The 24149-nt window shown below is 57.0% G+C and carries 23 protein-coding genes; 15 read left to right on the forward strand and 8 right to left on the reverse strand.

The annotated features are described in order from the left end of the window. Positions 1-299: 299 nt before the first annotated feature. Positions 300-1463: a threonine synthase gene (locus tag AABO57_01785; GenBank protein MEK6284455.1), complete on the forward strand. Its 1164-nt coding sequence runs from the start codon at positions 300-302 to the stop codon at positions 1461-1463. A 205-nt stretch (positions 1464-1668) separates the two neighbouring features. After that, on the forward strand, positions 1669-2520 hold the full coding sequence (locus tag AABO57_01790) for a neutral zinc metallopeptidase (protein MEK6284456.1): 852 nt from the start codon (positions 1669-1671) through the stop codon (positions 2518-2520). An 89-nt stretch (positions 2521-2609) separates the two neighbouring features. Here AABO57_01790 and AABO57_01795 read toward each other — a convergent pair whose 3' ends face one another. Continuing rightward, complete coding sequence (locus tag AABO57_01795) at positions 2610-3962, reverse strand: phosphomannomutase/phosphoglucomutase (GenBank protein ID MEK6284457.1); 1353 nt, start codon at positions 3960-3962, stop codon at positions 2610-2612. A 431-nt stretch (positions 3963-4393) separates the two neighbouring features. Between AABO57_01795 and AABO57_01800 the strand changes: the two genes are divergently transcribed. The 13 genes from AABO57_01800 (at position 4394) to AABO57_01860 (ending at position 16242) form a co-directional block, all read left to right on the forward strand. Continuing rightward, positions 4394-5059 (forward strand): ABC transporter ATP-binding protein, encoded by a 666-nt coding sequence (locus tag AABO57_01800; GenBank protein MEK6284458.1) that lies wholly within the window; start codon positions 4394-4396, stop codon positions 5057-5059. Positions 5060-5324: 265 nt separating this feature from the next. After that, positions 5325-6578: an HlyD family efflux transporter periplasmic adaptor subunit gene (locus AABO57_01805; protein MEK6284459.1), complete on the forward strand. Its 1254-nt coding sequence runs from the start codon at positions 5325-5327 to the stop codon at positions 6576-6578. Positions 6579-6612: 34 nt separating this feature from the next. Then, positions 6613-7353, forward strand: coding sequence for an ABC transporter ATP-binding protein (locus tag AABO57_01810; protein ID MEK6284460.1), 741 nt, complete (start codon positions 6613-6615; stop codon positions 7351-7353). 303 nt (positions 7354-7656) lie between these two features. Next, a complete protein-coding gene (locus tag AABO57_01815) occupies positions 7657-9027 on the forward strand; it encodes a sigma-54 dependent transcriptional regulator (protein ID MEK6284461.1) in 1371 nt (456 codons plus the stop codon). Next, on the forward strand, positions 9024-10571 hold the full coding sequence (locus AABO57_01820) for an ATP-binding protein (GenBank protein MEK6284462.1): 1548 nt from the start codon (positions 9024-9026) through the stop codon (positions 10569-10571). Before AABO57_01815 ends, AABO57_01820 begins: the two co-directional genes overlap by 4 nt. Positions 10572-10822: 251 nt before the next feature. Further along, complete coding sequence (locus tag AABO57_01825; protein MEK6284463.1) at positions 10823-11041, forward strand: hypothetical protein; 219 nt, start codon at positions 10823-10825, stop codon at positions 11039-11041. Then, on the forward strand, positions 11031-11252 hold the full coding sequence (locus tag AABO57_01830; protein MEK6284464.1) for a type II toxin-antitoxin system VapC family toxin: 222 nt from the start codon (positions 11031-11033) through the stop codon (positions 11250-11252). The genes AABO57_01825 and AABO57_01830 overlap by 11 nt, the downstream gene beginning before the upstream one ends. Continuing rightward, complete coding sequence (locus tag AABO57_01835; protein MEK6284465.1) at positions 11236-11442, forward strand: hypothetical protein; 207 nt, start codon at positions 11236-11238, stop codon at positions 11440-11442. Before AABO57_01830 ends, AABO57_01835 begins: the two co-directional genes overlap by 17 nt. A 67-nt stretch (positions 11443-11509) precedes the next feature. Further along, positions 11510-12229, forward strand: coding sequence for a metallophosphoesterase (locus AABO57_01840; protein MEK6284466.1), 720 nt, complete (start codon positions 11510-11512; stop codon positions 12227-12229). A gap of 210 nt (positions 12230-12439) precedes the next feature. Beyond that, entirely contained in the window at positions 12440-13039 is a 600-nt protein-coding gene (locus tag AABO57_01845) for a sigma-70 family RNA polymerase sigma factor (GenBank protein MEK6284467.1), read from the forward strand. Continuing rightward, positions 13036-13647: a cupin domain-containing protein gene (locus tag AABO57_01850; GenBank protein ID MEK6284468.1), complete on the forward strand. Its 612-nt coding sequence runs from the start codon at positions 13036-13038 to the stop codon at positions 13645-13647. Before AABO57_01845 ends, AABO57_01850 begins: the two co-directional genes overlap by 4 nt. A gap of 118 nt (positions 13648-13765) precedes the next feature. Continuing rightward, positions 13766-14647, forward strand: coding sequence for an anti-sigma factor (locus tag AABO57_01855; GenBank protein MEK6284469.1), 882 nt, complete (start codon positions 13766-13768; stop codon positions 14645-14647). 95 nt (positions 14648-14742) lie between these two features. Further along, positions 14743-16242: a hypothetical protein gene (locus AABO57_01860; GenBank protein ID MEK6284470.1), complete on the forward strand. Its 1500-nt coding sequence runs from the start codon at positions 14743-14745 to the stop codon at positions 16240-16242. A gap of 128 nt (positions 16243-16370) precedes the next feature. Here the strand turns inward: AABO57_01860 and AABO57_01865 are convergent, their stop codons facing one another. The 7 genes from AABO57_01865 to AABO57_01895 form a co-directional block, all read right to left on the reverse strand. After that, complete coding sequence (locus AABO57_01865) at positions 16371-17057, reverse strand: sigma-70 family RNA polymerase sigma factor (GenBank protein ID MEK6284471.1); 687 nt, start codon at positions 17055-17057, stop codon at positions 16371-16373. Positions 17058-17287: 230 nt separating this feature from the next. Then, positions 17288-18103, reverse strand: a complete 816-nt coding sequence (thiD, locus tag AABO57_01870; GenBank protein MEK6284472.1) for a bifunctional hydroxymethylpyrimidine kinase/phosphomethylpyrimidine kinase — start codon at positions 18101-18103, stop codon at positions 17288-17290. Positions 18104-18191: 88 nt separating this feature from the next. Next, positions 18192-18827 (reverse strand): thiamine phosphate synthase, encoded by a 636-nt coding sequence (locus tag AABO57_01875; protein MEK6284473.1) that lies wholly within the window; start codon positions 18825-18827, stop codon positions 18192-18194. Next, entirely contained in the window at positions 18745-19131 is a 387-nt protein-coding gene (locus AABO57_01880) for a hypothetical protein (GenBank protein ID MEK6284474.1), read from the reverse strand. The genes AABO57_01875 and AABO57_01880 overlap by 83 nt, the downstream gene beginning before the upstream one ends. A 58-nt stretch (positions 19132-19189) precedes the next feature. Next, positions 19190-22303 (reverse strand): tetratricopeptide repeat protein, encoded by a 3114-nt coding sequence (locus AABO57_01885; protein ID MEK6284475.1) that lies wholly within the window; start codon positions 22301-22303, stop codon positions 19190-19192. Between the two features lie 61 nt (positions 22304-22364). Further along, the gene (locus AABO57_01890; GenBank protein MEK6284476.1) at positions 22365-23039 is read right to left on the reverse strand and encodes a ribonuclease HII; all 675 of its coding nucleotides are present in this window, start codon (positions 23037-23039) and stop codon (positions 22365-22367) included. A 267-nt stretch (positions 23040-23306) separates the two neighbouring features. Beyond that, positions 23307-24083, reverse strand: a complete 777-nt coding sequence (locus AABO57_01895; GenBank protein MEK6284477.1) for a thiazole synthase — start codon at positions 24081-24083, stop codon at positions 23307-23309. Positions 24084-24149 lie beyond the last annotated feature (66 nt).

The following is a 24149-nucleotide window of genomic DNA, read 5'->3' on the forward strand; positions in this document are numbered from 1 at the left end:
CCCGCCCTTTTTGGGCATTGCCCCCCTTGGGCGGTTTGTGTAGGGTGGGTTGGCCCCCGTGTGCTCTCTCTGGAACAAACAGCGGGGGCAAGCCCACCTTCCCGACCGCGAGCTTGACCAGTTTGCTGATCACCGACTCTACCGAAGCCTGCGATCGGCGGAACGCGACCTTTCCTATAGCTAGCGCGTGCTTTGGAGACCCTGGCTCCGAAGGACCGGCCCAAGGTATCGCAACGATTGCCTAGCCTCGGTTCGGCGCTTATACTCGTGCACTTCATCCAGCAAATCGAGGAGCATCAATGAACGTCACTCATCTCCACTGTTCAGCGTGCGGCACTACATATGAACCGAGAAAGCTTTACAACCTGTGCGAGTGCGGCAAGCCGCTGATGGTCGCCTACGACCTCGAGGCTGCAGCGCGAACTCTCACACGCGAATCGCTTGCCGGCCGCGAGCCGAACTTATGGCGCTACCGCGAGGTGTTGCCGCTCGAAGACGATCAGAACAAGCTCACGCTGGGCGAAGGGATGACGCCGCTGTTGAAGGCCGAACGATTGGGCGCGAAGCTCGGCTTGTCGAACCTCTTCATCAAGGACGAAGGCGTAAACCCGACCGGTTCATTCAAAGCTCGGGGGATGGCGGTCGCGATCTCGATGGCGAAAGAACTCGGAGTCAAGCAGCTCGCCGTACCGTCGGCCGGCAACGCGGCGGGAGCGCTTGCGGCTTATGCGGCGAAGGCCGGCATACCGGCTTTCATCTTCATGCCGCGCGATACTCCCAAGGCCAACATTATCGAGTGCCAGCAGACCGGCGCTCACGTAACCTTAATCGATGGATTGATCACCGACTGTGGAAAGATCATCGCCGAAAGAAAGTCGGCGGAAGGCTGGTTCGACGTTTCAACGTTGAAAGAACCTTATCGAGTCGAGGGCAAGAAGACGATGGGCTACGAGCTGGGGGAGCAATTCAACTGGGAGCTTCCCGATGTGATTTTTTACCCGACCGGCGGCGGCACAGGTTTGATAGGGATGTGGAAGGCGTTTGACGAGATGGAACGGATGGGCTGGATCGACTCACGGCGCCCGAGAATGGTTACGGTTCAAGCGGAAGGCTGCGCGCCTATCGTGAAGGCCTTCGCGGCAGGGGCAACCGAGGGCGTGGATGTTCCCGATGCTCATACCGTGGCATCCGGGTTGAGAGTCCCAAAAGCGGTCGGCGATTTCATCATGCTCGACATCTTACGTAGGAGCGGCGGCACAGCGGTGTCGGTGACTGATGAAGAGTTGATTGCGGCAGTGAAGGAAATCGGATCGGCCGAAGGAGTCTTCGCGGCGCCTGAAGGAGCAGCGTGCCTCCCTGCATTGAAGACGTTGCTCGAACGAGGTCTTGTCGATCGCAGTGAGAGGATCGTCTTGTTCAACACCGGCACAGGTGTAAAGTACCTCGAGGCGTTCCCTCAATGAGCCCGCAATTCTTCGAACCGTCCCGGCACTCCACCTAAAAAGCGTAGACTCTTCTTGAGGAGCTTACGCAAGATTAACACTTCACCCCACGGGATTCTGAGAGCCGGCGAGCTGAGCGCGTCACCGGCTAACCTTAGCGAGCGAGTTTCGAAGCTCATCGCGCCGTGCGATAATCTCAAAGGACGCACAAAGGGGGGAATGGCTCATGCTCTGGAGAGACCGACGACAAAGCGACAACGTTGAGGATCGGCGAGGTGTTTCACGCGGAGGGATGGCCATCGGAGGCGGGCTCGGCGGTATCGTGGTCCTGGTGATCGCACTCCTGCTTGGCGCAGACCCGCGGCAGTTGTTGGAACAAGCCCAAGGCGAAGATCCGGGCTCAGGCCCCGCGACCTCGCGCCCGGCGAACCCTGAGGAGGCGGAACTCCGAGGGTTTGTCGGGGCAGTACTCGCCGACACCGAGGACGTTTGGACTGACATCTTTCGCCAATCGGGCAAGCAATACAGGGTACCCAAGCTTGTTCTGTTCACCGACCAGGTCCGTTCCGGGTGTGGCGTCGCCGGCGCCGCGGTCGGTCCGTTCTACTGTCCGGGCGATCAGAAGGTTTACATTGACCTCGGATTCTACCGCGAGTTGAAAACGCGGTTTCGCGCTCCGGGAGACTTTGCGCAGGCGTACGTGATCGCACACGAAATCGGCCACCACATCCAACACCTCCTTGGTACGATGGAGAAGGTGAATAGCGCCCAGGGCGGCATGAGAAAAGAAGGGGCGAATCAGCTCTCGGTCAGACTCGAGCTTCAAGCTGATTTCCTCGCCGGGGTGTGGGCGCATTACGCAAAAATACGAGGCATCGTCGAGCCCGGAGACATTGAGGAAGCGCTTGGGGCGGCAAGCGCCATCGGCGACGACCGGCTCCAGCGCGAATCTCAGGGGCGCGTTGTGCCTGACTCTTTCACCCACGGCACGTCCGAGCAACGCGTCCGCTGGTTTCGAAAGGGATTTGAGAGCGGTGACATTCGCCAGGGAGATACCTTCGGCGCTACGAGCCTTTAGGCGAAAGCGGAAGCGAGCCTGATTAATCCAGGCTCTGACGACGGAGTCAACGTCACGACGGCCTTTTACGGGACAACTCCAAATAGCCATCAGTCGGGAATCAGCCGCTTAGCCGCCGATGAGACCAGTGTTTGAATCTGGTCAAGGTGTTCCTGGCTATCTGCCTCGAATCGCATCACGATAACCGGCTGCGTGTTCGAAGCGCGCACCAATCCCCAACCGTGTTCGAACAGAATCCGCGCGCCGTCGAGGTCGATCACCTGATGAGTCTTCTTGAACTCTGCGGTTAGAACTCGAACCACTTCAAACTTCTTCTCGTCCGGGCAATCGACTCGAATCTCAGGCGTGGACACCATGCGCGGAAGATCAGCCAGAAGCGCCGAGAGCGGCCGCTCGGTGTTAGTTAGTATCTCGATCAATCTTGCTCCCGCGTAGATTCCATCGTCGTAGCCGAAATACCGGTCGGCAAAAAACAGATGCCCGCTCATCTCGCCTGCCATCGCGGCATTGGTCTCCTTCATCTTCGCTTTGATCAGCGAGTGGCCAACCTTCCACATGATCGGGTTGCCGCCGTGACGAGCGATGTCGTCGAACAACGTCTGCGAGCACTTCACCTCGGCGATGAACGTTGAGCCCGGACTTTTCTTCAGAATCTCGCGCGAGAAGATAACCATCAACTCATCGCCCCAGACGATTCTTCCCGTTTCGTCCACGACTCCGATTCGATCGGCGTCGCCGTCGAACGCGATTGCCAGATCCGCCTTGTGCTCGCGCACAGCGTCGACGGCGAAGCGCATGTTCTCTACGACGGTGGGATCGGGGTGATGATTCGGGAATTGGCTGTCGGGTTCACAGAACAACTCGATGACCTCGCAACCCAGGTCTCGATAGAGCGGCGCGCCAATAAACCCGCCCATTCCGTTGCCTGCATCGACGACGACTGTTAGCGGCCGCGGTCCAACTTTTATGCTCGACCGGAGGTGTTCGCGATAGGCGGAGACGACGTCGCGATCTTGCATGGCGCCGCGGCCGCCAGCGAAGCTTCGCGACAAGGCGATGCGCTTGATCTCCGCGATCTGTTCGCCGAAGATGGTGCTCTTCCCCAAGCACACCTTGAAGCCGTTATTGTCGGCGGGATTGTGACTCCCGGTTATCATCACTCCTGCGTCCACTGGCTGGGTGAACAGCGTGAAGTAGAGCACCGGCGTGGGCACCATTCCAACGTCAAGCACGTCGCAGCCGGTCTCGAACAGCCCGCGAATCATGATGTCGCGAAAACGCGGAGAGCTTTCGCGCGCGTCGCGGCCGAGACTCACGTGAGTAGCGCCGTTCGCCCGGAAGAAGGTGCCGAATGCACGAGCCAGGTCGTACACTGTCTCATCCGTGAGGTCCTTATCCACAACTCCCCTGATGTCATACTCGCGAAAGATGTGCTCGTTCACCTGGTCTTCTCCCTTTTCGTCAATGATTCTTGCGCACCGGCGGGCAAAGGGCAACGAAGCGGTTCAGGGTTTCGGGTTCAGGGTTCAGGGTTCGTGGTTCAGAGTTCTTGCTTCAAAGCGTGTTGCTCCCTAAGCGGAGAACCCGGAACTCTGAACGCGGAACCCTGAACTCGGAACCTTTTTGTTGTTCGATTGTGGGCAATCCAATTCCCACAAGCGGAAAGCGCGAACCGTCTTCCGCGCTTCGGTAGCGATTAAGCCGCGCAATTTCGCCGCTAGTCTCGGCGTTTTCGAGTGGCACGTAACTTGGCTAGTATGATCTTTCGATTCGCTTGGATTTCTTTGGCCGCAGCGTTGTTTCGTGTATCATCACCTTAATCGAACGCCACAAGATCCGGCGAGACCATGTTTGGAAATATAGGAGTTCAGCCATGATCGCGTTACGCAACCTTGAGAAGTTTTTCGAATCAGGCGTGGGTAAGACATTCGTGCTTCGCCGCGTAAACATAGACATCAAGGCGGGCGAGTTTGTTTCGATAATGGGGCCCTCGGGCGCCGGCAAATCTACACTGCTTCACATCCTTGGCATGCACGATAGTTCGTGGACCGGCGAGTTCAACTTTCTCGAACAACCGGTTCACAAACTGGGCAAGAAGGAGCGAGCCGACCTTCGCAACAAGAACATCGGCTTCGTGTTTCAGAGCTATCATCTGCTTGATCACATGACCGTCTACGAGAATCTCGAGGTACCGTTGTCTTACCGGGACGTCAAAAAAGCAGAGCGCGAAAGCATCGTCTGCGACGTGCTCGACCGTTTTCAGATCGTCGGCAAGCGAAATCTTTATCCGACTCAGTTATCAGGCGGCCAGCAACAGTTGGTCGGCGTCGCTCGCGCGGTCATAGCGAACCCAAAGGTGATTCTTGCAGACGAGCCGACCGGCAACCTGCATTCGGACCAGGGCAAAGAAATCATGGAATTGTTCAAGAGGCTCAACGAGTCAGGCACGACTATCATTCAGGTTACGCACTCTGAAGTGAATGCCTCCTACGGACACCGGATCATCAAGCTGAGGGACGGTTGGGTGGTGAATGACTGAAGAAGGCAAAAGGACAAAGGCAAAAGGCAAAAGTAAGATGGCCATGTCATATTGCGGCGCCGGGCTCGGTGGAGCGCGAACTTTTTCCTTTTGCCTTTTTACTTTTGCCTTGTTTCCTTGTCCGCTTCTGAACACGGAGTTCCCAGAATTGAAAAGCCAGATGGCTTACGCGCAGCGTCGCGGTTGTGTTAAGATGAAGCACGCAACGAGTTAAGCCGGGCCGTCCCGATGGCACGGAACTTCCTTAGAAGTAGTTGGAGGAAGCATGGACATACCGCGTAAATCTGCAGCCAAGAAGCGTCGAGTTCGAAGAATCCTGTACGCACTTACGGCGGTGGTCGCCGTAGCGCTGATAACCGTGGGCGTGTCGAAACTGAAGCCCGCCGCTCCCAGCGTTGACCGTGATACTCTGTGGAACGGCACAGTCGTGCGTGGATCGATGCTTCGCCAGGTTCGTGGTTTGGGCACGCTGGTGCCTGAAGAGATTCGCTATGTTCCGGCTATCAGCACGGGCCGAATTGAGAAGAGACTCGTCCAGCCCGGCGCGCAGGTCAAAGCCGATACCGTTTTGTTCGATTTGACCAATCCCGAAATACAGCAGGCCTTTGTTGACGCGGAGTCTCAACTTCGCGGCGCGGCGGCGAACCTCACGACTTTGAAGGTCCAACTCGACAAGCAAATCCTCGATCAGGAGGCAACCCTCCTCCAGGCGAAATCCGACTTCAACAAAGCAAAGATGCAGTTTGAAGTGAACGACTCTTTAGGCAAGAAAGATTTGAAGTCAAGGCTGGAAGTGGATTTGTCGAGAATCACTGCGCAAGACGCCGAGAATCGCGTCGGGCTGGAAACCAAACGCCTGGCCGCCAGCCGCGAGGAGGCCAAAGCCAGGCTTGCCGCCGAAGATGAGAAAGTTCGCCAACTCAGGGACGCGGTGCAGCTCAAACGCAAACAGCTTGACGCGCTGAAGGTGCGGGCGGGAATCGACGGCGAACTACAGACAGTTGCAGTTCAAGTCGGCCAGCAGGTCACCCTCGGCCAGGAACTGGCGAGAGTAGCAAACCCGAAAAAGCTTAAGGCAGAGTTGAAGATTGCTGAAACTCAAGCGAAGGACATTCAACTCGGCCAGCCGGTGGCGGTTGACACGCGCAACGGAATAATCGCCGGCCGGGTGATTCGGATCGACCCTTCAGTCCAGAACGGCACGCGCACGGTGGACGCATCGCTTGAAGGCGAGCTGCCAAAGGGCGCCGTCCCCGACTTGAGCGTCGACGGCACAATCCAACTAGAGAAGCTCGATAACATACTGTACGTCAATCGGCCCGTACACGGACAGGAGAACGCGACGGTCGGCATCTTCAAGGTCGACCCGGATAAGGCAGGTGCGGCCCGCGTTCAGGTCAAGCTGGGCCGCGGCTCCGTTACGACGATTGAAGTTCTTGATGGCCTTAAAGAGGGTGATGTAGTGATCCTCTCGGACACGTCCCAGTGGGACAACTCAGATCGAATTCGTCTGAACTGACAACCGACTAAACTCTTGGGAGGAACGAAACCAAATGAGTGCTAGCGACCAACCGCTGCTTCGGCTCGACGGTGTAACTAAGGTATTTCTCACCGACGAGGTTGAGACCCACGCCCTTTCAGGCATTCACATGGAAATCAAGAAGGGCGAATACATCTCGATTGCCGGGCCCTCGGGCTGCGGCAAATCGACGTTGCTATCCATTCTCGGTTTGCTGGATTCGCCAACCGACGGAACCTACTCGCTGGCGGGCAAGCCGGTTTCGGACCTGCCGCTGTCTGAACGCGCGCGAGTTCGAAACCGTGAGATCGGTTTCATTTTTCAAAGTTTCAATCTGATCGGCGACCTCAATGTTTTCGAAAACGTCGAGTTGCCGTTGACCTATCGCGGCACCAAGGCCGCCGAACGCAAGAAGCGAGTGATGGAAGCGCTCGAACGCGTTGGCATGGCTCACCGCGCCAAGCACCTTCCGAGTCAGCTCTCCGGCGGTCAGCAGCAGCGCGTCGCTGTCGCCCGAGCCGTGGCCGGCGATCCGTTGATACTGCTTGCGGACGAGCCTACCGGAAATCTCGACTCGACAAACGGCGAAGCGGTGATGGAATTGCTGCGCGAATTGCACGGGCAAGGCGCGACTGTCTGCATGGTCACCCACGATCCCCGATACGCGCGGCACGCGGACCGGCAAGTACATCTTTTCGACGGCCGCGTCGTGGACGAAGAGCACGAACCCAAGGCTGAGCACGAGATGCAGGAAAGCGGCTTCGAGAAGGTCTAGTGGCGCAGGCCCGGTTTGCGTGACGTTTACTCGCCGGAAAATATTGAAAATTGAAAATTGCGAATTTCGTGACCTTAGCATCTTTTTCGGATCCCACAATTTTCATTTTTCGTTTTTCAGTTTTCAATTTTCAATGCGGTTGCCATTGCACAGGCTAGAGTCTGCGCCAGCAAATGCAGGCCTTCACACATATTGATCTCGCCCCCCGGCCCTACTTCCGACCAACCTGCGGAGCCGTAAAACGCGGCTAGTCTTAGACCAGTACTGAGGTTAGTATTTAAGCACGACTGTTGCGAATCACATATGAAAGCGCTCGACTCATTCACACCCAGAGTGTTGATTGCAGACGATCAGCCGGACGTCCTGGAAGCGCTCCGTCTGCTCTTGAAGTCCGAACGATATCAGATTGAAACAGTCAAGAAGCCTGCCGACATTATCAGATCGATCGAGGAGCGAGACTTCGACGTTCTGTTGATGGACCTCAACTACACCCGCGACACGACGTCCGGGCAGGAAGGCCTGGACTTGCTTTCTCGGATTCAAAAGCTCGACAGCACTTTGCCGGTGGTTGTGATGACTGCTTGGAGCAGCGTCGACGTCGCGGTCGAAGCGATGCGACGCGGGGCGAGCGATTTCATTCAGAAGCCCTGGGACAACGCCAGGCTGCTGACCATTGTGCACACTCAGGCGGAACTCGGTCAGGCGCTGAGAAGGGGCCAGCGGCTCGAAGCCGAAAACCGCATACTTCGCGACGAAGGAAAACCGAAACTAATCGCCGAATCGCCGGCCATGCAACCGGTCCTTCAGATTATCGAACGCGTCGGCGCTTCTGACGCGAACGTTCTGATCACCGGCGAGAACGGCACAGGCAAGGGAGTCGTCGCTCAGACGCTTCACGTCATGTCCAGCAGGACTTCCAAACCGATGGTCACCGCCAACGTAGGCGGACTGTCCGAGGGCGTGTTTGAAAGCGAGATGTTTGGGCACGTCAAAGGCGCATTCACCGATGCGAAGGCAGATCGCGTTGGGCGATTCGAGATGGCTGAAGGCGGCACGCTGTTTCTGGACGAGATCGCCAACCTTCCAATAAAGCACCAGAACAAGCTTCTGCGCGTCCTCGAGACCGGCGAGTTTGAGCGCGTCGGCTCTTCAAAGACGCGGCGGTCTGACGTGAGAATAATCTCAGCAACCAACGCCGATCTCGGCGAAGAAGTCTCAGCCGGCCGCTTCCGCCAGGATTTGCTCTTCCGGCTCAACACAGTCGAGATCCATTTGCCGCCGCTTCGCGACCGCCGGGAAGATATTCCGCTAATGGCTATGCACTTTCTTCGCCAGCATGAACGGCACTACCGCAAGAACGTCGAAGGTTTCCACCCCGCGGCGATGCAGGCGCTGTTGAAACACGCGTGGCCGGGCAACGTGCGCGAGCTTGACCACGCGGTCGAGCGTGCCGTGCTAATGGCCCTGGGCGCCAGTTTGGAGGCTCGCGATTTGGGCTTGCAGTCTGGGCGCGAGGTCTCGCGCCGGCTGGAGGACATGAGCCTGGAAGAGGTCGAGGGCTTCTTGATTCAGAGAACGCTTGCGCAGTGTGACGGCAATGTGAGCCGCGCGGCGGAGAAGCTCGGCCTCAGCCGCAGCGCTCTCTACAGACGGCTCCAACGGTTCGGGCTATGAAGAGCCTCAAGGTACGGCCCATGCAGACTGCCTCGTCGCCGGTCGTCCCTGGCGGCCTCAAGGATGAGCGGCCGGCTGACGAAGATCGCCCGGCTGCCGAGCACGTTGCCGAGGCACAATCGGAGAATTCATCTCCCAAATCCTCCAACGAAATTGCGGCGAATTCCAGGGCCCTGCGCACAGCGAAGGGTTCATCGAGCGCGAAATCGGCGCCGCGACCCTCACACCGCTACTTCACTGCCAAGCACGATCGCCGGATACTGCTTATGGCGCTTGCGGCAGGATTTCCGGCAGTGCTCATCGCGCTCATTCTGCTCTGGGACGGTGCATACCCGGCAAGGGTCCAGTGGACGCTTACTGTAGTGATCATCGGTTTTTGGTTTGGCTTCTCGCACGCGGTGCGCGAGCGCGTCGTGTTTCCGCTACAGACTCTTTCCAACTTGCTTGCCGCGCTGCGCGAAGGCGACTTTTCTATTCGCGCGCGAGGTGCTGCTCGAGACGATGCTCTGGGCGAGGCGATGCTCGAGGTCAATTTCCTGGGGCAGATTTTGCGTGAGCAGCGGCTCGGCGCGTTGGAAGCCACCGCCCTTCTCAGGACTGTGATGGCCGAGATTGAAGTGGCGATCTTCGCATTCGACGGTGAGCAAAAGCTCAAACTGGTCAACCGCGCCGGTGAGCGACTTCTGGCTCAACCTGCCGAGCGGCTCGTGACAAAAAGCGCAAGTGATCTCGGGCTTGCCGATTGCTTGAGCGGCGAAAGCACCCGCACGCTTCAGATGTCGTTTCCTGGCGGCGCGGGGCGGTGGGAGGTCCATCGCAGCATCTTCCGCGAGCGAGGCGCGCCGCACCAGTTGCTTGTGCTGTCCGATCTCAGCCGCGCACTCCGCGAAGAAGAACGTGAGGCATGGCAGCGGTTGGTTAGAGTGCTCGGTCACGAGCTCAACAACTCGCTAGCTCCAATCAAGTCCATTGCCGGTAGCCTTGAAAGCCTGGTCGTTCGCGAGACACAGCCGGCTGACTGGAAGGAAGACATGCGCCGCGGTTTGGGAGTGATCGCCGCGAGAGCCGCATCGCTCAATCGATTCATGGAAGCTTACTCGAGACTGGCTCGGCTTCCCCTGCCAAGACTGCAACCGGTCGCCATCAGCGCGCTGATCAACCGAGTCGTAAGGCTGGAAACTCGGATGAACGTCGAGCTGACCGCCGGTCCTGAGATCACAATCCGCGCGGACGGCGATCAACTCGAGCAACTCCTGATAAACCTTTTGCGCAACGCGGTCGATGCGTCACTCGAAACGGGAGGCCGCGTCAGAGTTGGGTGGCGGCGGATTCTCGGACGAATTGAAGTTTGGGTCGAAGATGAAGGACCTGGACTCTCCAATACCAGCAATCTGTTTGTTCCGTTCTTCACCACAAAGCCGGGCGGCTCCGGAATCGGCCTGGTCTTGAGCCGCCAAATCGCAGAGGCGCATGGCGGGACGCTGACTCTTGAGAACACACGAAAGGGGCACGGCTGTGAAGCGCGACTCCGGCTTCCGATCTAAGGGCAGGGTTCCGGGTTTGTGGTTTCTGGTTTGTGGTTTCTGGCTCAGAGTTCCGGGTTCAGGGTTCAGGGTTCCGACTTGCAGGCTCCAAGAGACTCTGCACCCGAAACCACGATCTCGGACCCCTGAACCCGGAACTACAAACCAGAAACCACAAACCCGGAACTCTGCACCCTGGGAACCTGCTTTGTACAGCCGACTTGTATGACCTGAGAGACCTCAGTATATTCAGATTGGAAAGGAGAAGGCTGATGGTTACTAGAGCAAAGATCGTCGAGGAAATCGAGAAAGTACCTGACGAGTACCTGGAAACACTTTACAGGATGATCAAGGCTCTTGAGGTGAACGGCACGGATGCCGAGTCTGCTGAAGGCGTGATGGCAAGACTGCGGAAGATTAGGATTTCGGCATCGCCAGACCTCTCGATCAAAGCGAACTTGTATGAGTTAGAGGGCGAGGATGCCAAATAGAATCTTCGTTGATACCTCATTCGTGATCGCTCTAATCAACGACAAGGATCAATATCACAGTCAGGCTCAGGCCCTCTCCTATCGATTTGAGAACTCACCACTCGTTACGACTGACGCTGTTCTCCTAGAGATCGGCAATGCCCTCGCGAAGGACTTTAGAGAAGAAGCTATCGAGACTATTAGAGTGCTCCGAAGTGGACAAGAACACTGAAATAGTCAAAATAAGCACAACTCTGTTTGAGAAGGGATTCGAAACATATCAGAAGTATGACGACAAGGATTGGGGTTTGGTGGATTGCATCTCATTCGTTGTTATGTGGGAGGCAGGGGTAGTGGAGGCACTGACCTTCGATAGTGATTTCAAACAGGCAGGCTTCACGATCTTGACTGAGCAAACCTGATCCTCCGCGCTCCAGTCTGGTCTCTGACCTCTGACTTCTGACCTCTGACTCCTGTATCATTCATCCGATGAAAGTTTTCGCAATCGGAGACCTACACCTCGCTGGCGGTACCGGAAAGACGATGGATCGCTACGGCGAGCACTGGCGTGACCACGATCAGAAAATATTCGATGCGTGGAAGCGAATGGTCAATGACGAGGATCTGGTGCTGATAGCCGGAGACACCAGTTGGGCGATGCGACTCGAGGAAGCGCTGCCTGATCTTGAACGTATCGGCCAGATGCCAGGGCTCAAGCTGATGGTCAAAGGCAATCACGACTATTGGTGGCAGAGCAAGGCGAAGATGAGCCGCGCGTTGCACCCATCGATCAGAATCATTCAGGCTGACTCGGTCATCGTCAATCGGATCGCGGTAGTTGGCACGCGAGGGTGGACCTGCCCTAACGACTCGCACTTCGAAGAAAAGGACGAGAGGATTTACGAGCGCGAACTGGGACGCTTGCGCTCGGCGCTCGGGACGCTCCGCGGTCACGAGAGCGAGTTCGACGTCTCGATAGTGCTGCTGCACTATCCTCCGACCAACGAAGCTCATCAGCCTTCTGGCTTCACGGAGGTGATTGACGAATACTGCGCAGACGTGTGTGTGTACGGGCATCTACACGGCGACGACATCAGGACGGCTCTTACGGGAGTGCGTGTAAAAACAAACTACAAGTTGGTAAGTGCGGACGCGGTGAACTTCGCCCCTGCGGAGATCGAGATTCAGAGAGTCACTAAACACGAATAACCGGTACTGCCGGCCTCATCGACTCCAAACCCGCGAGCATGTTGGCGAACAATACCCAGCTTTTATCACTGATTTAACCTTTAGCCTACTGCTGTCCTTGTTGTATCATCGTAATCTGCGAACATAGTCTGAGGATAGCCGCGAGGAATGGAATTCACCGTGAATCCATTAGCGCTCGGGCTCGCGTAGACTTATTTGAGGGGAACAACATTGGGGTCACCCCAAGACTCTAGAGAGCTCAGCACGCGAGATCAGGACTGGGCGGCGCTCATCAAGAGAGTTGCCGATGGGGATCAGTTTGCCCTGACGACCCTGTACGACTCGACAAGCCGGCTGGTGTTCGGGCTGATCCTGCGCGTAGTGAGCGACAGGTCCAACGCAGAAGAGGTAGTGCTCGACGTCTACACACAGGTGTGGCGCCAGGCCTCGACGTATGACGCCAAGCGCGGCGCCCCGCTAGCCTGGCTGATGACGATCGCTCGCACGCGCGGGATCGATCGGCTTCGCTTGGGCAAGCATGAGCACCAGAAAAAAGAGTCGCTTGAATCGATAGGCGAGGTCACCGCGACGACCGCAAGCCCCGAGGCGGACACCGTCTCATCCGAGCGAAGGCGACTGGTCCGTTCGGCCCTCGAGGCGTTATCGGCTGAGCAGCGAGAGGTGATTGAGCTGGCCTATTATTCGGGCTTGAGCCACAGCGAGATCGCGCTTCAGCTAGGTCAGCCGCTCGGCACGGTGAAGACGCGAACGCGGCTCGGCATGATGAAACTGCGGGATATGCTTCGCCCAATGCTGGGGGGTCAGCTATGACGGATCGTTTAGCCGCTCACGAGATGACGGATGTTGCAGCGCTGTACGCGCTGGGCGCGCTCTCTCAGCACGAGGCTCGATCCTTTGAAGAGCATCTTGCTGAAGGGTGTGACGCTTGCAGTGCGGAGCTTGAATCGTTCGCGGAGACTGTGAGGGCGTTGGCTTTCAGCGCACGCGATGAACAGCCACCAGCCAGAGTGCGAGCGGAGTTGTTAGCGAGGCTGGGCAAGTTCACCTCCGATCAGCCGGAAGAGTCAGCGAGAGCGGGCGATGCGAAGCAGTTCGTATCGGTCCTCGCTTCTGAAGGCGAGTGGCGCGAACTGCAGAATGGCGTCTTGTTGAAAAAGCTTTACGTGGATCAAGCGGTTGGAGTCGCAACTTCGCTCGTTAGAATGCAGCCGGGCACGGCGTTGCCCATTCATCAACACATTGGCGTCGAACAGTTCTTCATCATCGAGGGTGACTGTAATGTTGCCGGCCAGAGGCTTGGGCCGGGCGACTATCACCGTGCGGAAGCGGGCAGCATCCACCAGACGACCTATACGGTAGATGGCACTCTGTTTCTGCTAGTAGCTCCGGAACGCTATGAGGTGTTGGACGCGCGCTAAGGTCTGGCGCAAGCTACCAGCTTTCGATACCTCAGAGACCCTGCTGGGCCGTAGCGCAAGCTGCCCGGCTCGCGGTAGCGGACTCGCACAAGCCGATTGACGCGAAGGATACATAAGTTTGGACCACCATCGCGTAACTAGAGAAGGCCAGGAGACTGCGGCGCTGTATGCGCTGGGCGCGCTATCGCAGCGTGAAGCCCGCGCATTCGACGTCCATCTGCGCGAGGGCTGTCCGGCGTGCGAGGTGGAATTGAGGCAGTTTCACCAGGTGGTCGGGGTCCTGGGCGTGGCCGCCGCACCGATTGCGCCCCCACCTTACCTGCGCGACCTGCTCGCGGTGCGCATCGAGAAAGAGATTGCAGAAGCGCCACCTGCGTCGGCGTCCGTGATTCCCTTCCCCGAACAAGCCGGCGCTGCTCAACGCAGGGCGGCTCCGGCGCGTTCGTCGTTCAGCCTCACACTCTTGCCGTGGGCCGTTGCCGCTGCGCTCCTGATCGCGTTCGTGTATGCCTTCACGATTTGGCGGACTGAACGCCCGCCCTTGCAGGCGGCGTTCGCAGACAAAGACGTCGCGGCTGCGCTCGAAGAGAATGCCAGACTCAAAGAGCAGCTCAACAAAGAGAGCGCGAAATCCATGGAGTTGGCCCAAATCAACTCAGTGCTCAGCTCGCCTCAGTGGCGAATCATACCGCTCGAGGGACAGGAGCCGGCGCCGGATTCGTCTGCTCGAGTTTACTGGGACGTGCAAGCCAAACGCTGGGTAGTAACGGCGGACTTGCCGCCCGCGCCCGAGGGAAAGGTTTATCAGGTGTGGTTCGTCACGCCTAAAGCAAAGATCAGTGCGGGTCTGATCAATCCCGATAACACCGGTCACGGTTTCATCGTTGCGCAGTTGCCTTCGAACGTCACCCAAATCGCCGCAGCGGCGATCACGCTCGAGCCTGAGGGCGGGTCCGAGCAACCAACTATGCCGATCTATGCCATGGGCAAGACTTCATAGCTGAGCGGCGCCGCGTTGTCTTTTATTTCAACCCATCGTTTCAGCCTCTTGAAATGGAAACTCGTTCGGCCGGTACAAAACCCCCAGACCCTCAAATGATCGGGCTACTTCTGGTGCATGGCATCGGCGCGCAGGAGAGCGGAGATACGACCTCCCAGTTTGTCGCAGGGATTCTCAGAGCTTTTCCTGAAGCTCACTTCAATAAAGACACTCGAACACTGTCGGTCGAATCACGCTTGATTCGGCTGTACGAGGTGTACTGGGCTGATCTGCTGAAGAAAGAGAACAAGGGTAGCTTTAACCAGGACCTAATGACCTCGGTGACGTGGCTCCCGTGGTTGCACTATCGGGCGGGTAGTTATTCGGCCGGCGATTATTCATTCGTCCTCGTCCTGTTCAGGACTCTAGTGCTCGTACCTGTCGGAGTGATTTTTCAGTTGATGTATCAGGGCGCAAGGCTCCTGGCTGCCATATGCCAGGCCATTCGAGACTCTGCTAAAACCGATTCCGGCAGTTCGGGCACGCGACCACCATCCGAGGCAGCACACTCATCCCGGTTTTCATGGCGCCGGATCAAAGCGACCGCGGACGAGGCGAAAGATAGAAGAACGGTTCTGGATGAGATACTGGATGAATACGCAGGCGATGTATTCACCTATGTGGATTCGGCCGGAGGCGCCTGCCGAGAGGGTTCTCAATTCGTCCACACAGCTGGGCAGGTTCACGGCCGATTCTATGCAGCCTTAAATCAAGCCTCCGATGACGGCTGCTCAGAGATTCAGATAGTCGCGCACAGCCTGGGCACGGTTGTCACCCATCTTGCGCTGAGCGGTCATAATCTGACGCGATTCCGGCAAGAAGAGCAGCAACCTGAGACATCCTCCTTGGAGCCGCTCGCTCAACTCACTCGGCTTTATACAATCGGCAGCCCGCTCGAGAAGATTCGTTTTGTTTGGCCCAAGCTGATCACAACGGACCTGATCGGGCGCATGAGATTCGTTGGCGAACGCGCCGAGGTGTTGTCGACCACCAGCTTCCAGGCCGCCGCATACCGTATGAAGTGGGATAACTTTTATGATCCTTTTGATAAGATCTCGGGCAAGCTGAAGCGGTTCGATCATTGGGGTGGAGTGACCAACCACCGCCTGCTGGGCCTCGGCGGGCCCCTGCGCTCGCATGTCAACTATCAATCAAGCCGTGGATTCCTGACAGTCATCAGCGAAGGCCTGGCCGGGAAGAAGGTGACCGTTAAGAACAGTCTCCCCACCAGGGTTAGAAATGTTGTTCTCTCGCTGGGTGAGAACCTGCTGGTGTTGGTTGCTGTCCCCATTACCTTCTTGATCGGTCTCGCAATGGTCCTGTTTCTTGCTGGCGGGATCGCTTACCTCCTTGGCTTGCTCGTTGGCCTATTCGCTTCCGAGCACGCTACGAACGTTTTCAAAGACGTGACGATGCTTTTTCTTGCTGCCTCGCTTGTTCTTGCCTTCACGATAGGTGGGCGAGTGCGAGCCAGCGAAGCACGCAAAAAGTACTGGACGGTTCGCGGGCCGGATGAGGCCGAACGCGCCGCCACTAGCATGGCAGCGCGCAACTGAGGTGAGCCTGACTAACCTAAGGTACAGCCGACTAACTAAGCCGGCCAAAAAGGGGGGCGACTTATTAAGCAAGCCCTTATCACCGATGCCCCGATGTTAGCAGACTCGTTGCGAGTGCGTAGCTGGTGCTACAGCCTTTTATCCGGCCGGGACAATCTCGTTCTTAATTTGGCGTTGATACGATTCAGTATTGAGCCTATCCCGATTGGAGAGATATCAAGCCCGAGCGCCTTTCTGATCTCCTCGAGCGTCAACCCCTCATAGTAACGAAGCTTGAAAATCAGCGCATCCCGGTCTCGATGTCGTCGGCTGACCGAGCGTTTGAGCGCAGCCTCGACATCATCCATCGTGAGATTCAATGTCGCGCCTATCATCGGCTTACCATTGATGCCGCTGATCGCGTTTTTTAAAATCCCTCCTTCGCCCACGTTCGCCAGCAGTTCGTCAAGCGAGAAGCTTAATTTCGGTCTCTTCTGCGCCTTTGCCTCTCTGAAGTGATCGCGCACAACGTTCATCGAGATGATACCCAGGTATCGGAATATTGAATTCTCGTGCTCGCCCGCAAAGCGGTTCAGCGCGCGGTTCCCTTCCTCGACCAACCGCACGTACACCACCTGCACCAGGTCTTCGATCAAATCATCGGGGAACTGTGCACGCCGTTCCGTTTCTTGACTTACCCTGAGCCGAAAGGTCTTCGCGACATTGGCACGGATCGCCGCGTGGTACCGATAGACAAATTCTTGCCAGGCATCCTCATCGGGCGGACGCTGTAGGCAACGCTTTAGTAGCTCGTAGACCGTCAGTTCAACAGCCACCCAGCTCCCATCCCCCATGCGGTTCCCTGCCGTGCAAAACGAACTAGTCCGCTCCGCTTTCACACTTCCGAGGCTGTCCCACTATGAAATGCTCTTTGGGCCGTTTCTATTTCTGAGGAAGCGCCACCTGCCAGGCGCGCCAGCGAGTATAGCAAATCACAGGTTGTCGCTCATAGCTTAATCTTCTCACGTTGATGTGGGGTAATTCTGAATTTCCCGGCTGTTTGAGGTCAGTTCTCGATTTCAAACCCTGCAGGAAAGTGGTTGAGTGGCCCGTTGCCGTGACCCAGGCCGGGTGCGCTGAGAATGCCGGCGTTGATGTATTGCTTGGCGATTGAAACCGATTCACGCAACGACCGTCCGCGCGCCAGCAAACAGGCTATCGCAGAAGCCAGAGTGCAGCCTGTGCCGTGTGTGTGTTTAGACCTGATTCGTTTCGCGCTGTAGACAACGGCGCCTTGCGCATCAAGTAGAAGGTCCGCCGATAAATCCCCATTTGCATCGCCGCCAGTAATCAGCGCCGCGCGGGCGCCCATCTTTAGAATGGCCTCAGCCGCGCGTTCCATTTCACGTTGATCTCTAATGTCCAGGCCTGTGATGCGTTTGGCCTCGGCAACATTAGGCGTTACCAGCGTCGCCAGCGGAAACAGAACACCGCTCAGCGCGTCAACAGCTCCTTCGTCGATCAGGTCAAAGCCGCTCGTGCTTCTCAAGACCGGATCGACAACCACCAAAGGTACTGCTCTAGCTTCGATCAGCGCGGCCACCTCTCGGATGACCTCAGCGCTCGGCAGCATTCCCGTCTTGATGGCTGAAACCTCAAAGTCATCGAATAGCGGCGCGATTTGTCGCCGTACGGTCTCTCCGGTTTGATCGAGCGCTCCAAAGACCTGGAGCGTGTTCTGGAAGGTCACACTGGTGACTGCGGCAATTCCGTAGCATCCGAAGGCGCTGATCGTCTTGATGTCGCCAAGAATCCCGGCGCCCGCTGAAGGGTCGAGCCCGGCGATGGTCAGCACAACAGGCGGCCGGAGGGGTTTGACCATGATGAATTAGATCGCGTCAGACTATCGTATTCGGGTAATTCGCGAGCTTACCAACCGGCGGGTCGCAGACGATCCATGCTACTGAAGTCTACGCTGCGCCGTGAGCCTTTATCGTAGCCACCAGTCTACTGAGATCGTGCGCTTCGGTAAACATCGATATGCCAGCCACGCCCGCGGCGCCGGCGTCGAGCGCTTCGCGAAAGTTGGAAGCCTTAATGCCTCCGAGCGCCAGAACCGGAATGGTCAAACTCGTCGCGACCCGGCGCAATACTTCGAGTCCAACCGGCTCGCCATACTGCTTCTTACTCGCCGTTTCGAAAACGGGACCGAAGACAATGAAGTCGGCGCCGCCGTGTTGAGCCGCACTTGCTTCCTCGAATGAGTGGGTTGATGCTCCGATGAGCATATCCGGGCCGAACGCGCCGCGCAGCACTTCGGGGGTCAACGATCGAGTTGTAAGATGTACCCCGGATGCAGTGCAGGCAGCAATGTCGGCACGATCGTTGATCAGGACCGCGGCGCCCGCCCTCCGAGCCGACTCTCCGATGGTTTCAGTCGCAGAAAACAGATCGCGAATCGAGAGGTCGGGTTCGCGAATCTGAACCATATCTACCCCGGCGGCTACGGCTCGATCTGCAAACTCAATCAGTAGGGTCAGGTCCGGGACGCTCGTCTGGTCCGGCAGCAATCGGCGGTCGGTTATCAGGTATACCAGCGGCGTCAAGCGATCTCGAATAAGTCTCCTCACCTTGCCATTCCGTTTGGAAGGCGCGAGCAGTCTTCTTGAAGTTGATGATCTCCCACACGCCCAGCAGTATGTTTAGCAGACCCAGGCCAGTCACCGCGCCCCGCGCGTACCCGCTCTTCATCGCAAGCGCCAACCACGGCCAGTGAATCTTGTCGGCGGCAAGCACCAGCAGATAGTTCTCGTTCCAGGACGGACTTGGGACCCACGGAAGGATAACGAGAAGAATACCTATCTCAAAACAGATTAAGATGAAGAAGACGATTGTGAGCTTGACTGACATATACGTTGCATAGGTGTGTCGCGGATCAAAGGCCACAACCCACGGCCTAAAGTCTATGCTACGTCTTTGCGGCCCGCAACTGCTTTATCTTTTCGCCCACCTTGCGGTAATTCACATCGATTCCATATACCTCTGTGAACGCTTCAATGGCCCTATCGGTCTCGCCCATCTCCTCGTAGCAGATCCCGATCTCAAACCTCAGAGCCTGATACTCGTCCTCGAGTCTATTACGTATCTTGAGTCCGCGCTCGAACCACATTATCGCGACCTTGAGCATTTGCTTCCGCTTGAAGCACACCCCAAGCATATTGCAGCAATGAATGCAGTCGCCCTCGAGGTCTTCGATCCCGGCCGTTCTGAACGCCATCTGGAATTCTGAGATCGCTTCGTCAAGCAGGTCCATGTCCTTGTACGCGAGCCCGAGGCTGTAGTGTGTTTCAAAGTCGATGAGTGGCTTCAAGTCGCCAGTCTGTTCCCTGAGCTCTTCGAAGATCTCTTGTAACTCATCGCGCGCGGACCTGGCCTCGATCGAGTCGTGGACGCTTGTGACCGCGTCGCCGATATCCAGCGAGCTTGCCTCCGTAGGCGCCTCATCGATAGGAGATGAGGCGTACACCCGCGGAGTGTCGATGGGAGACTCATCTCTCTCGGTAAAAGTCGGGCCAGGCTCGTGGATGGCGTCGAAAGAGGTATCTATGCTTGATACGATTGACTCTAGGAGATCTGCCGTGCCCACGCGCTGCTCCGCGGACGGTTGGCCGGCTACCGGTCGCGCTGCATCGAATGACGGTTGGTTCTTCAGCTCGCTGGTGTTTAACTGAACAAGCAGGTCTGGATACAAAGGACCCGACTCTTTCTGTATGAAGAATGGCTTGTCATAGTCGTGAGCTTCGCTCGACTCCGGCACTACCCCTTCGATTTGCTCGTAGACGGAGGCTCCGGTCTCTTCGTCACCGACGGTGATCTCAAGCTCTGGAGCCAACATTTCGCCGGTCTCGTCCTCTACGAGCGCGGTTTGAGGCTCGGGCATCAAGACAACATCATCAGCTTCCTCGGCGGGCTCAACCAAAAGCGGCCCTATCGATTCCGGCTCTGCAGATTCAAAGACAGGTACGTTCAAGCTCCCACCCAGGCGTTTGTACCGGACCAGTATCTCCGGGTGATCGCCGTTTTCGGCTCGCAATCTGTCCAATGTGTCGCGCGCGATCTCGACATAACCCTGGGCAATATAGAAGTCGATTCCTTCCAGTTCGTCGCGGAGGACTCGCGGCATCGTGTCCGACGGCAACAAGCTCGCCGAGTTGAAAACCATCTCCGCTACCGGAGCGCGATCGCGCTCGCCGGGATCGCCGATAAGCGTATCGCTATAACGGAACCCGTTGGTTCCTTGAGGGTGAGATTCGTGGCTTGATCCGTTGTCGGTGCCCAGCCCATTTCCGGAGACGGACATCTCCTCAGGCACGGTCACGAAGCCGCTGTCAATCAGCGCGCCGGTCTGATATCGACTCCAGTCAAGTCCCGACGAATCACGTATCTCAAAGCCGCTATCGCCGTTGCTCGACTGGCCCATCGCCTCCGGAGCCGCTTCACTGAGAGACCCGGCCGGGTCGTGTAACCATTGGCCCGGGTCAGTCGAAGACGCAGGCGGCGCCGAATCGATTAGCGGATTGAGTTGGTGCGCTTCTACGGTGTAGTCACTGGCGCGAGCCGATTCTCCCCTGCCCTCGTGTATTCGCGCGAGATGAAGGCATTCCTGCGAAGCCTTGTCCATGATCCCTGCTCGAAGATAAATGTCCTTCAGCTTCATGTGAACCTGAACATTCTCCGGCGCGTGAACCAGAATCTCCGTCAGTATCTCGACCGCGTGATCTACCTGTCCGTGGCCAGCCAATATCTCGGCCTCTGAGATTTGCCGGATCACGAATGTATCGTCAAAGGCAGCCGACTGAAAGTCGAGCGGTCCGGTTGCGCGAACTACGTCGGGCGAGCCCGCTTCGACTATGTCCTGCACACCGAGGTTGTACAGGCGCTGAAGATGAAGAGGCTCGTCGGGCTCAAGTCGAGCGAGCTCACTAAGCGCCGCGATAGCCTCCTGATCGTCCCCCTTGCGCATCGCCGCTTCGACAAGGGAATTGAGCGTCGCGATAAGGTTGTGGTCTTCGCGGATGCGCAGGAAGACTTGCGCCAGCCGCTTTAGCGCACCAATATGATTCATCTCCTTGTCCAGAACCCGCCGGAGAAAGTCTATCGCTTTGTCTTCTTCACGCTTGGCGATCAACACATCGATGCAGCCGTCGATTTGCTCGGCTGCACGGTCCAGATCGCCGATTTGCAAGAACCTTCGTCCGACCTCCAGCAAGTAGTGATATCGGTTCTTATCCAGCTCGACGAGGCTGAGAAACGTTTGCTCCGCGTCGTCCATCATTCCCGCCGACAAGTAGGTGCGGCCCAGTATGGTCAGCAACTCGACATCGCCCGGATTCCTTTCGAAGGCTTCGCAAAGGATGTTTATGGCGCGATCGGTCTGGCCTTGCTGAGTGTAGATTGTAGCAATCGCGGTCAGCGCCTGGCGGCTATCGGGATTGATGACGATCGCTTTGAGATTGGCGTTGAGCGCTTGCTCGCTGTCGCCTTTGCGCAGGAACTCGGCCCCGGCAATTATGAACGCTTCGTGCGACTGTTCGGTAAGACCCTCACGCGAATATATCTCCCCCAGCTTCATTCGTACGGATGTGTTGGAAGGGTCAAGATCGGCTATCTTTTGATACGCGTCGAGCGCCTTGCGTGTCTGTCCGGCGCGAGCGTAGGCGTCCGCGACTCGCAAGTACTGTTGTCGAGCTTCAACCAGTAGGCCTTGTTGCGAATAAAGATTCGCAAGCTTCATAGCGGTCTCGACATTCGTCGGGTCGAGCTTCGATATCTTCTTCAGCATCGCGATGGCTTTTAGAGTGAAGCCGCCCTCGCGATAGCTGTCGGCGATGCGCGAAAAGTTGGAGATGGCGTCCTGAATCCGACCGGCGCGAACGTAGAGGTCCCCGAGCGTGTTGATTGTCGTGAGGTCACCCGGGTCGGCGCTTACCACTTTGCGGTACTCGTCTATCGCCGCGGGTATCTTGCCCTGCAGCACGTACTTCTCGGCGGTACGCAGAGCCTTAGACTTGTTTAGTGACATAACCCCTCCCGAGGCGAACGCCTCCGAAAATCCTTTCTGCTCGTTCAGGGGCGGGGTGCTTTTAGTCCGAGTGTGGAAGCGATGACAGGGCCGGCTGCTCGTCTTCGCCGCCGCTGAAGCTAAAAGCGGCTTGCGAAAAGAGTACGCCACGAAAAGTCAGGCGGTGAATCGCCGAGGGCCCGAGCCGCGCAATGGCTTCTTGATGCATGCGAGTGTTGTATCCGGCGTGTGAAGCGAAACCGTACCCGGGATACTGCTCGTCATACTCTCTCATCCATTGGTCGCGCGTTACCTTCGCCAATATTGACGCGGCGGCAACCGAAACTGAGAGGCAATCACCTTTGATTATTGTCGACTGAGGGCAGTCTAGATCGGGAACCTGTTGATGCCCGTCTATTAAAACATAGTCAGGAAACGGTCGCAATGCTTTTATTGCGAGCCCCATCGCGCGCAAAGAGGCCTTTAGAATGTTGATTTGATCGATCTCGTAGTGCTCGATTCGGGCGATTGAAAAGGCAAGGGCTCGCTCCTGGATTTCTGCGGCTAACTCCTCGCGCTGACGCCTCGTTAGCTGCTTCGAGTCGTTGATTCCTTTGGGTACGCGCTTGTGGTTTAAGATGACCGCCGCTGCTACAACCGGACCAGCAAGCGACCCTCGCCCGACCTCGTCGGACCCTGCGATAATCTGGTAGCCGCTTCTGACAAGCTTGCGCTCGAACTTGAGGTTACACGCCATGATAAGCGTCGCTCTCTCGGATGAACGTTGTCACCATTAGTCTAACGAGACGGTTCCTCCGCCTGGGCTTGCAGATCAAGCACGGCGCGCACGGAGCACGTGATCAAACGTCTTGGAGACAGCCCTATTTGGAATTATCAGCAGAGATTGTTCAACCAGACAATTCTGCGCTGCTGCTTACAAAACTACCTGGGAAGAACGTAAGAAAGCGATTCGCAGCTTTTCGCAGATGCCAAACCAATCTGACCCGGCCCAATGCGCCAATTGTTACTTCGACAATCCTTCAATCGGGCTCGACGCCGAAGCGTAAAGTTTTCTCGGTATCCGCCCGGCGAGGAACGCAAGCCTGCCTGCCCGCACCGCCAGGTTCATCGCTTCGGCCATCGCAACCGGATCGGAAGCGCCCGCGATGCCGGTATTCATAAGAACTCCGTCAACGCCTAGCTCCATCGCTAACGCGGCGTCAGAAGCTGTCCCGACTCCGGCGTCGACGATCAGTGGAACTTCATGTATTTGCTCGCGCAAGATCCTGAGGTTGGTGAGGTTCTGAATCCCAAGTCCCGAACCGATTGGCGCAGCAAGCGGCATAACCGCGGCTGCGCCGGCGTCGATCAGTCGTCGAGCCACGATCAAATCATCATTGAAGTACGGCAATACGACGAAGCCTTCTTTCACCAGTTCACGCGTCGCCTCCAACAATCCCTGATTATCCGGGAACAAGGTCTTCTCGTCACCAATCACTTCAAGCTTAATCCAATTGTTGTCGAGCACTTCTCGCGCCAGCATCGCCGTGCGTACTGCCTCCTCCGCCGAATAACACCCGGCAGTATTTGGGAGGATATGATACTTCTTCGTATCGATGTGATCGAGCAGCGACTCGTTCGCGCGATCAGTCAGGTTAACCCGCCTGACTGCAACGGTCACCATATCGGTGCCCGATACCTCCAGTGCTTTCACCATGAGATCGAAGCTTGCGTACTTCCCCGAGCCTAGAATCAAGCGCGACCGAAACTCGCGACCTGCGATGACGAGTGAATCTGCCATGTTTAGTCCGATTTTAAGGGTGATATCTGATCCGTGATTCGTGATGCGTGATCCGTCTATTCGGGA

The sequence above is a fragment of the Acidobacteriota bacterium genome, from assembly GCA_038040445.1.
Classification (GTDB): Bacteria; Acidobacteriota; Blastocatellia; order UBA7656; family UBA7656; genus Onstottus_A; species Onstottus_A frigus.

Bases quoted from the DNA above. Each gene is read 5' to 3' on its own strand.
- AABO57_01840 (MEK6284466.1), top strand. From the start codon at position 11,510: ATGAAAGTTTTCGCAATCGGAGACCTACACCTCGCTGGCGGTACCGGA.
- AABO57_01800 (MEK6284458.1), top strand. From the start codon at position 4,394: ATGATCGCGTTACGCAACCTTGAGAAGTTTTTCGAATCAGGCGTGGGT.
- AABO57_01820 (MEK6284462.1), top strand. From the start codon at position 9,024: ATGAAGAGCCTCAAGGTACGGCCCATGCAGACTGCCTCGTCGCCGGTC.
- AABO57_01850 (MEK6284468.1), top strand. From the start codon at position 13,036: ATGACGGATCGTTTAGCCGCTCACGAGATGACGGATGTTGCAGCGCTG.
- AABO57_01885 (MEK6284475.1), bottom strand. From the start codon at position 22,303: ATGTCACTAAACAAGTCTAAGGCTCTGCGTACCGCCGAGAAGTACGTG.
- AABO57_01805 (MEK6284459.1), top strand. From the start codon at position 5,325: ATGGACATACCGCGTAAATCTGCAGCCAAGAAGCGTCGAGTTCGAAGA.
- AABO57_01890 (MEK6284476.1), bottom strand. From the start codon at position 23,039: ATGGCGTGTAACCTCAAGTTCGAGCGCAAGCTTGTCAGAAGCGGCTAC.
- AABO57_01790 (MEK6284456.1), top strand. From the start codon at position 1,669: ATGCTCTGGAGAGACCGACGACAAAGCGACAACGTTGAGGATCGGCGA.
- thiD (MEK6284472.1), bottom strand. From the start codon at position 18,103: ATGGTCAAACCCCTCCGGCCGCCTGTTGTGCTGACCATCGCCGGGCTC.
- AABO57_01825 (MEK6284463.1), top strand. From the start codon at position 10,823: ATGGTTACTAGAGCAAAGATCGTCGAGGAAATCGAGAAAGTACCTGAC.
- AABO57_01785 (MEK6284455.1), top strand. From the start codon at position 300: ATGAACGTCACTCATCTCCACTGTTCAGCGTGCGGCACTACATATGAA.
- AABO57_01880 (MEK6284474.1), bottom strand. From the start codon at position 19,131: ATGTCAGTCAAGCTCACAATCGTCTTCTTCATCTTAATCTGTTTTGAG.
- AABO57_01830 (MEK6284464.1), top strand. From the start codon at position 11,031: ATGCCAAATAGAATCTTCGTTGATACCTCATTCGTGATCGCTCTAATC.
- AABO57_01810 (MEK6284460.1), top strand. From the start codon at position 6,613: ATGAGTGCTAGCGACCAACCGCTGCTTCGGCTCGACGGTGTAACTAAG.
- AABO57_01895 (MEK6284477.1), bottom strand. From the start codon at position 24,083: ATGGCAGATTCACTCGTCATCGCAGGTCGCGAGTTTCGGTCGCGCTTG.
- AABO57_01815 (MEK6284461.1), top strand. From the start codon at position 7,657: ATGAAAGCGCTCGACTCATTCACACCCAGAGTGTTGATTGCAGACGAT.
- AABO57_01860 (MEK6284470.1), top strand. From the start codon at position 14,743: ATGATCGGGCTACTTCTGGTGCATGGCATCGGCGCGCAGGAGAGCGGA.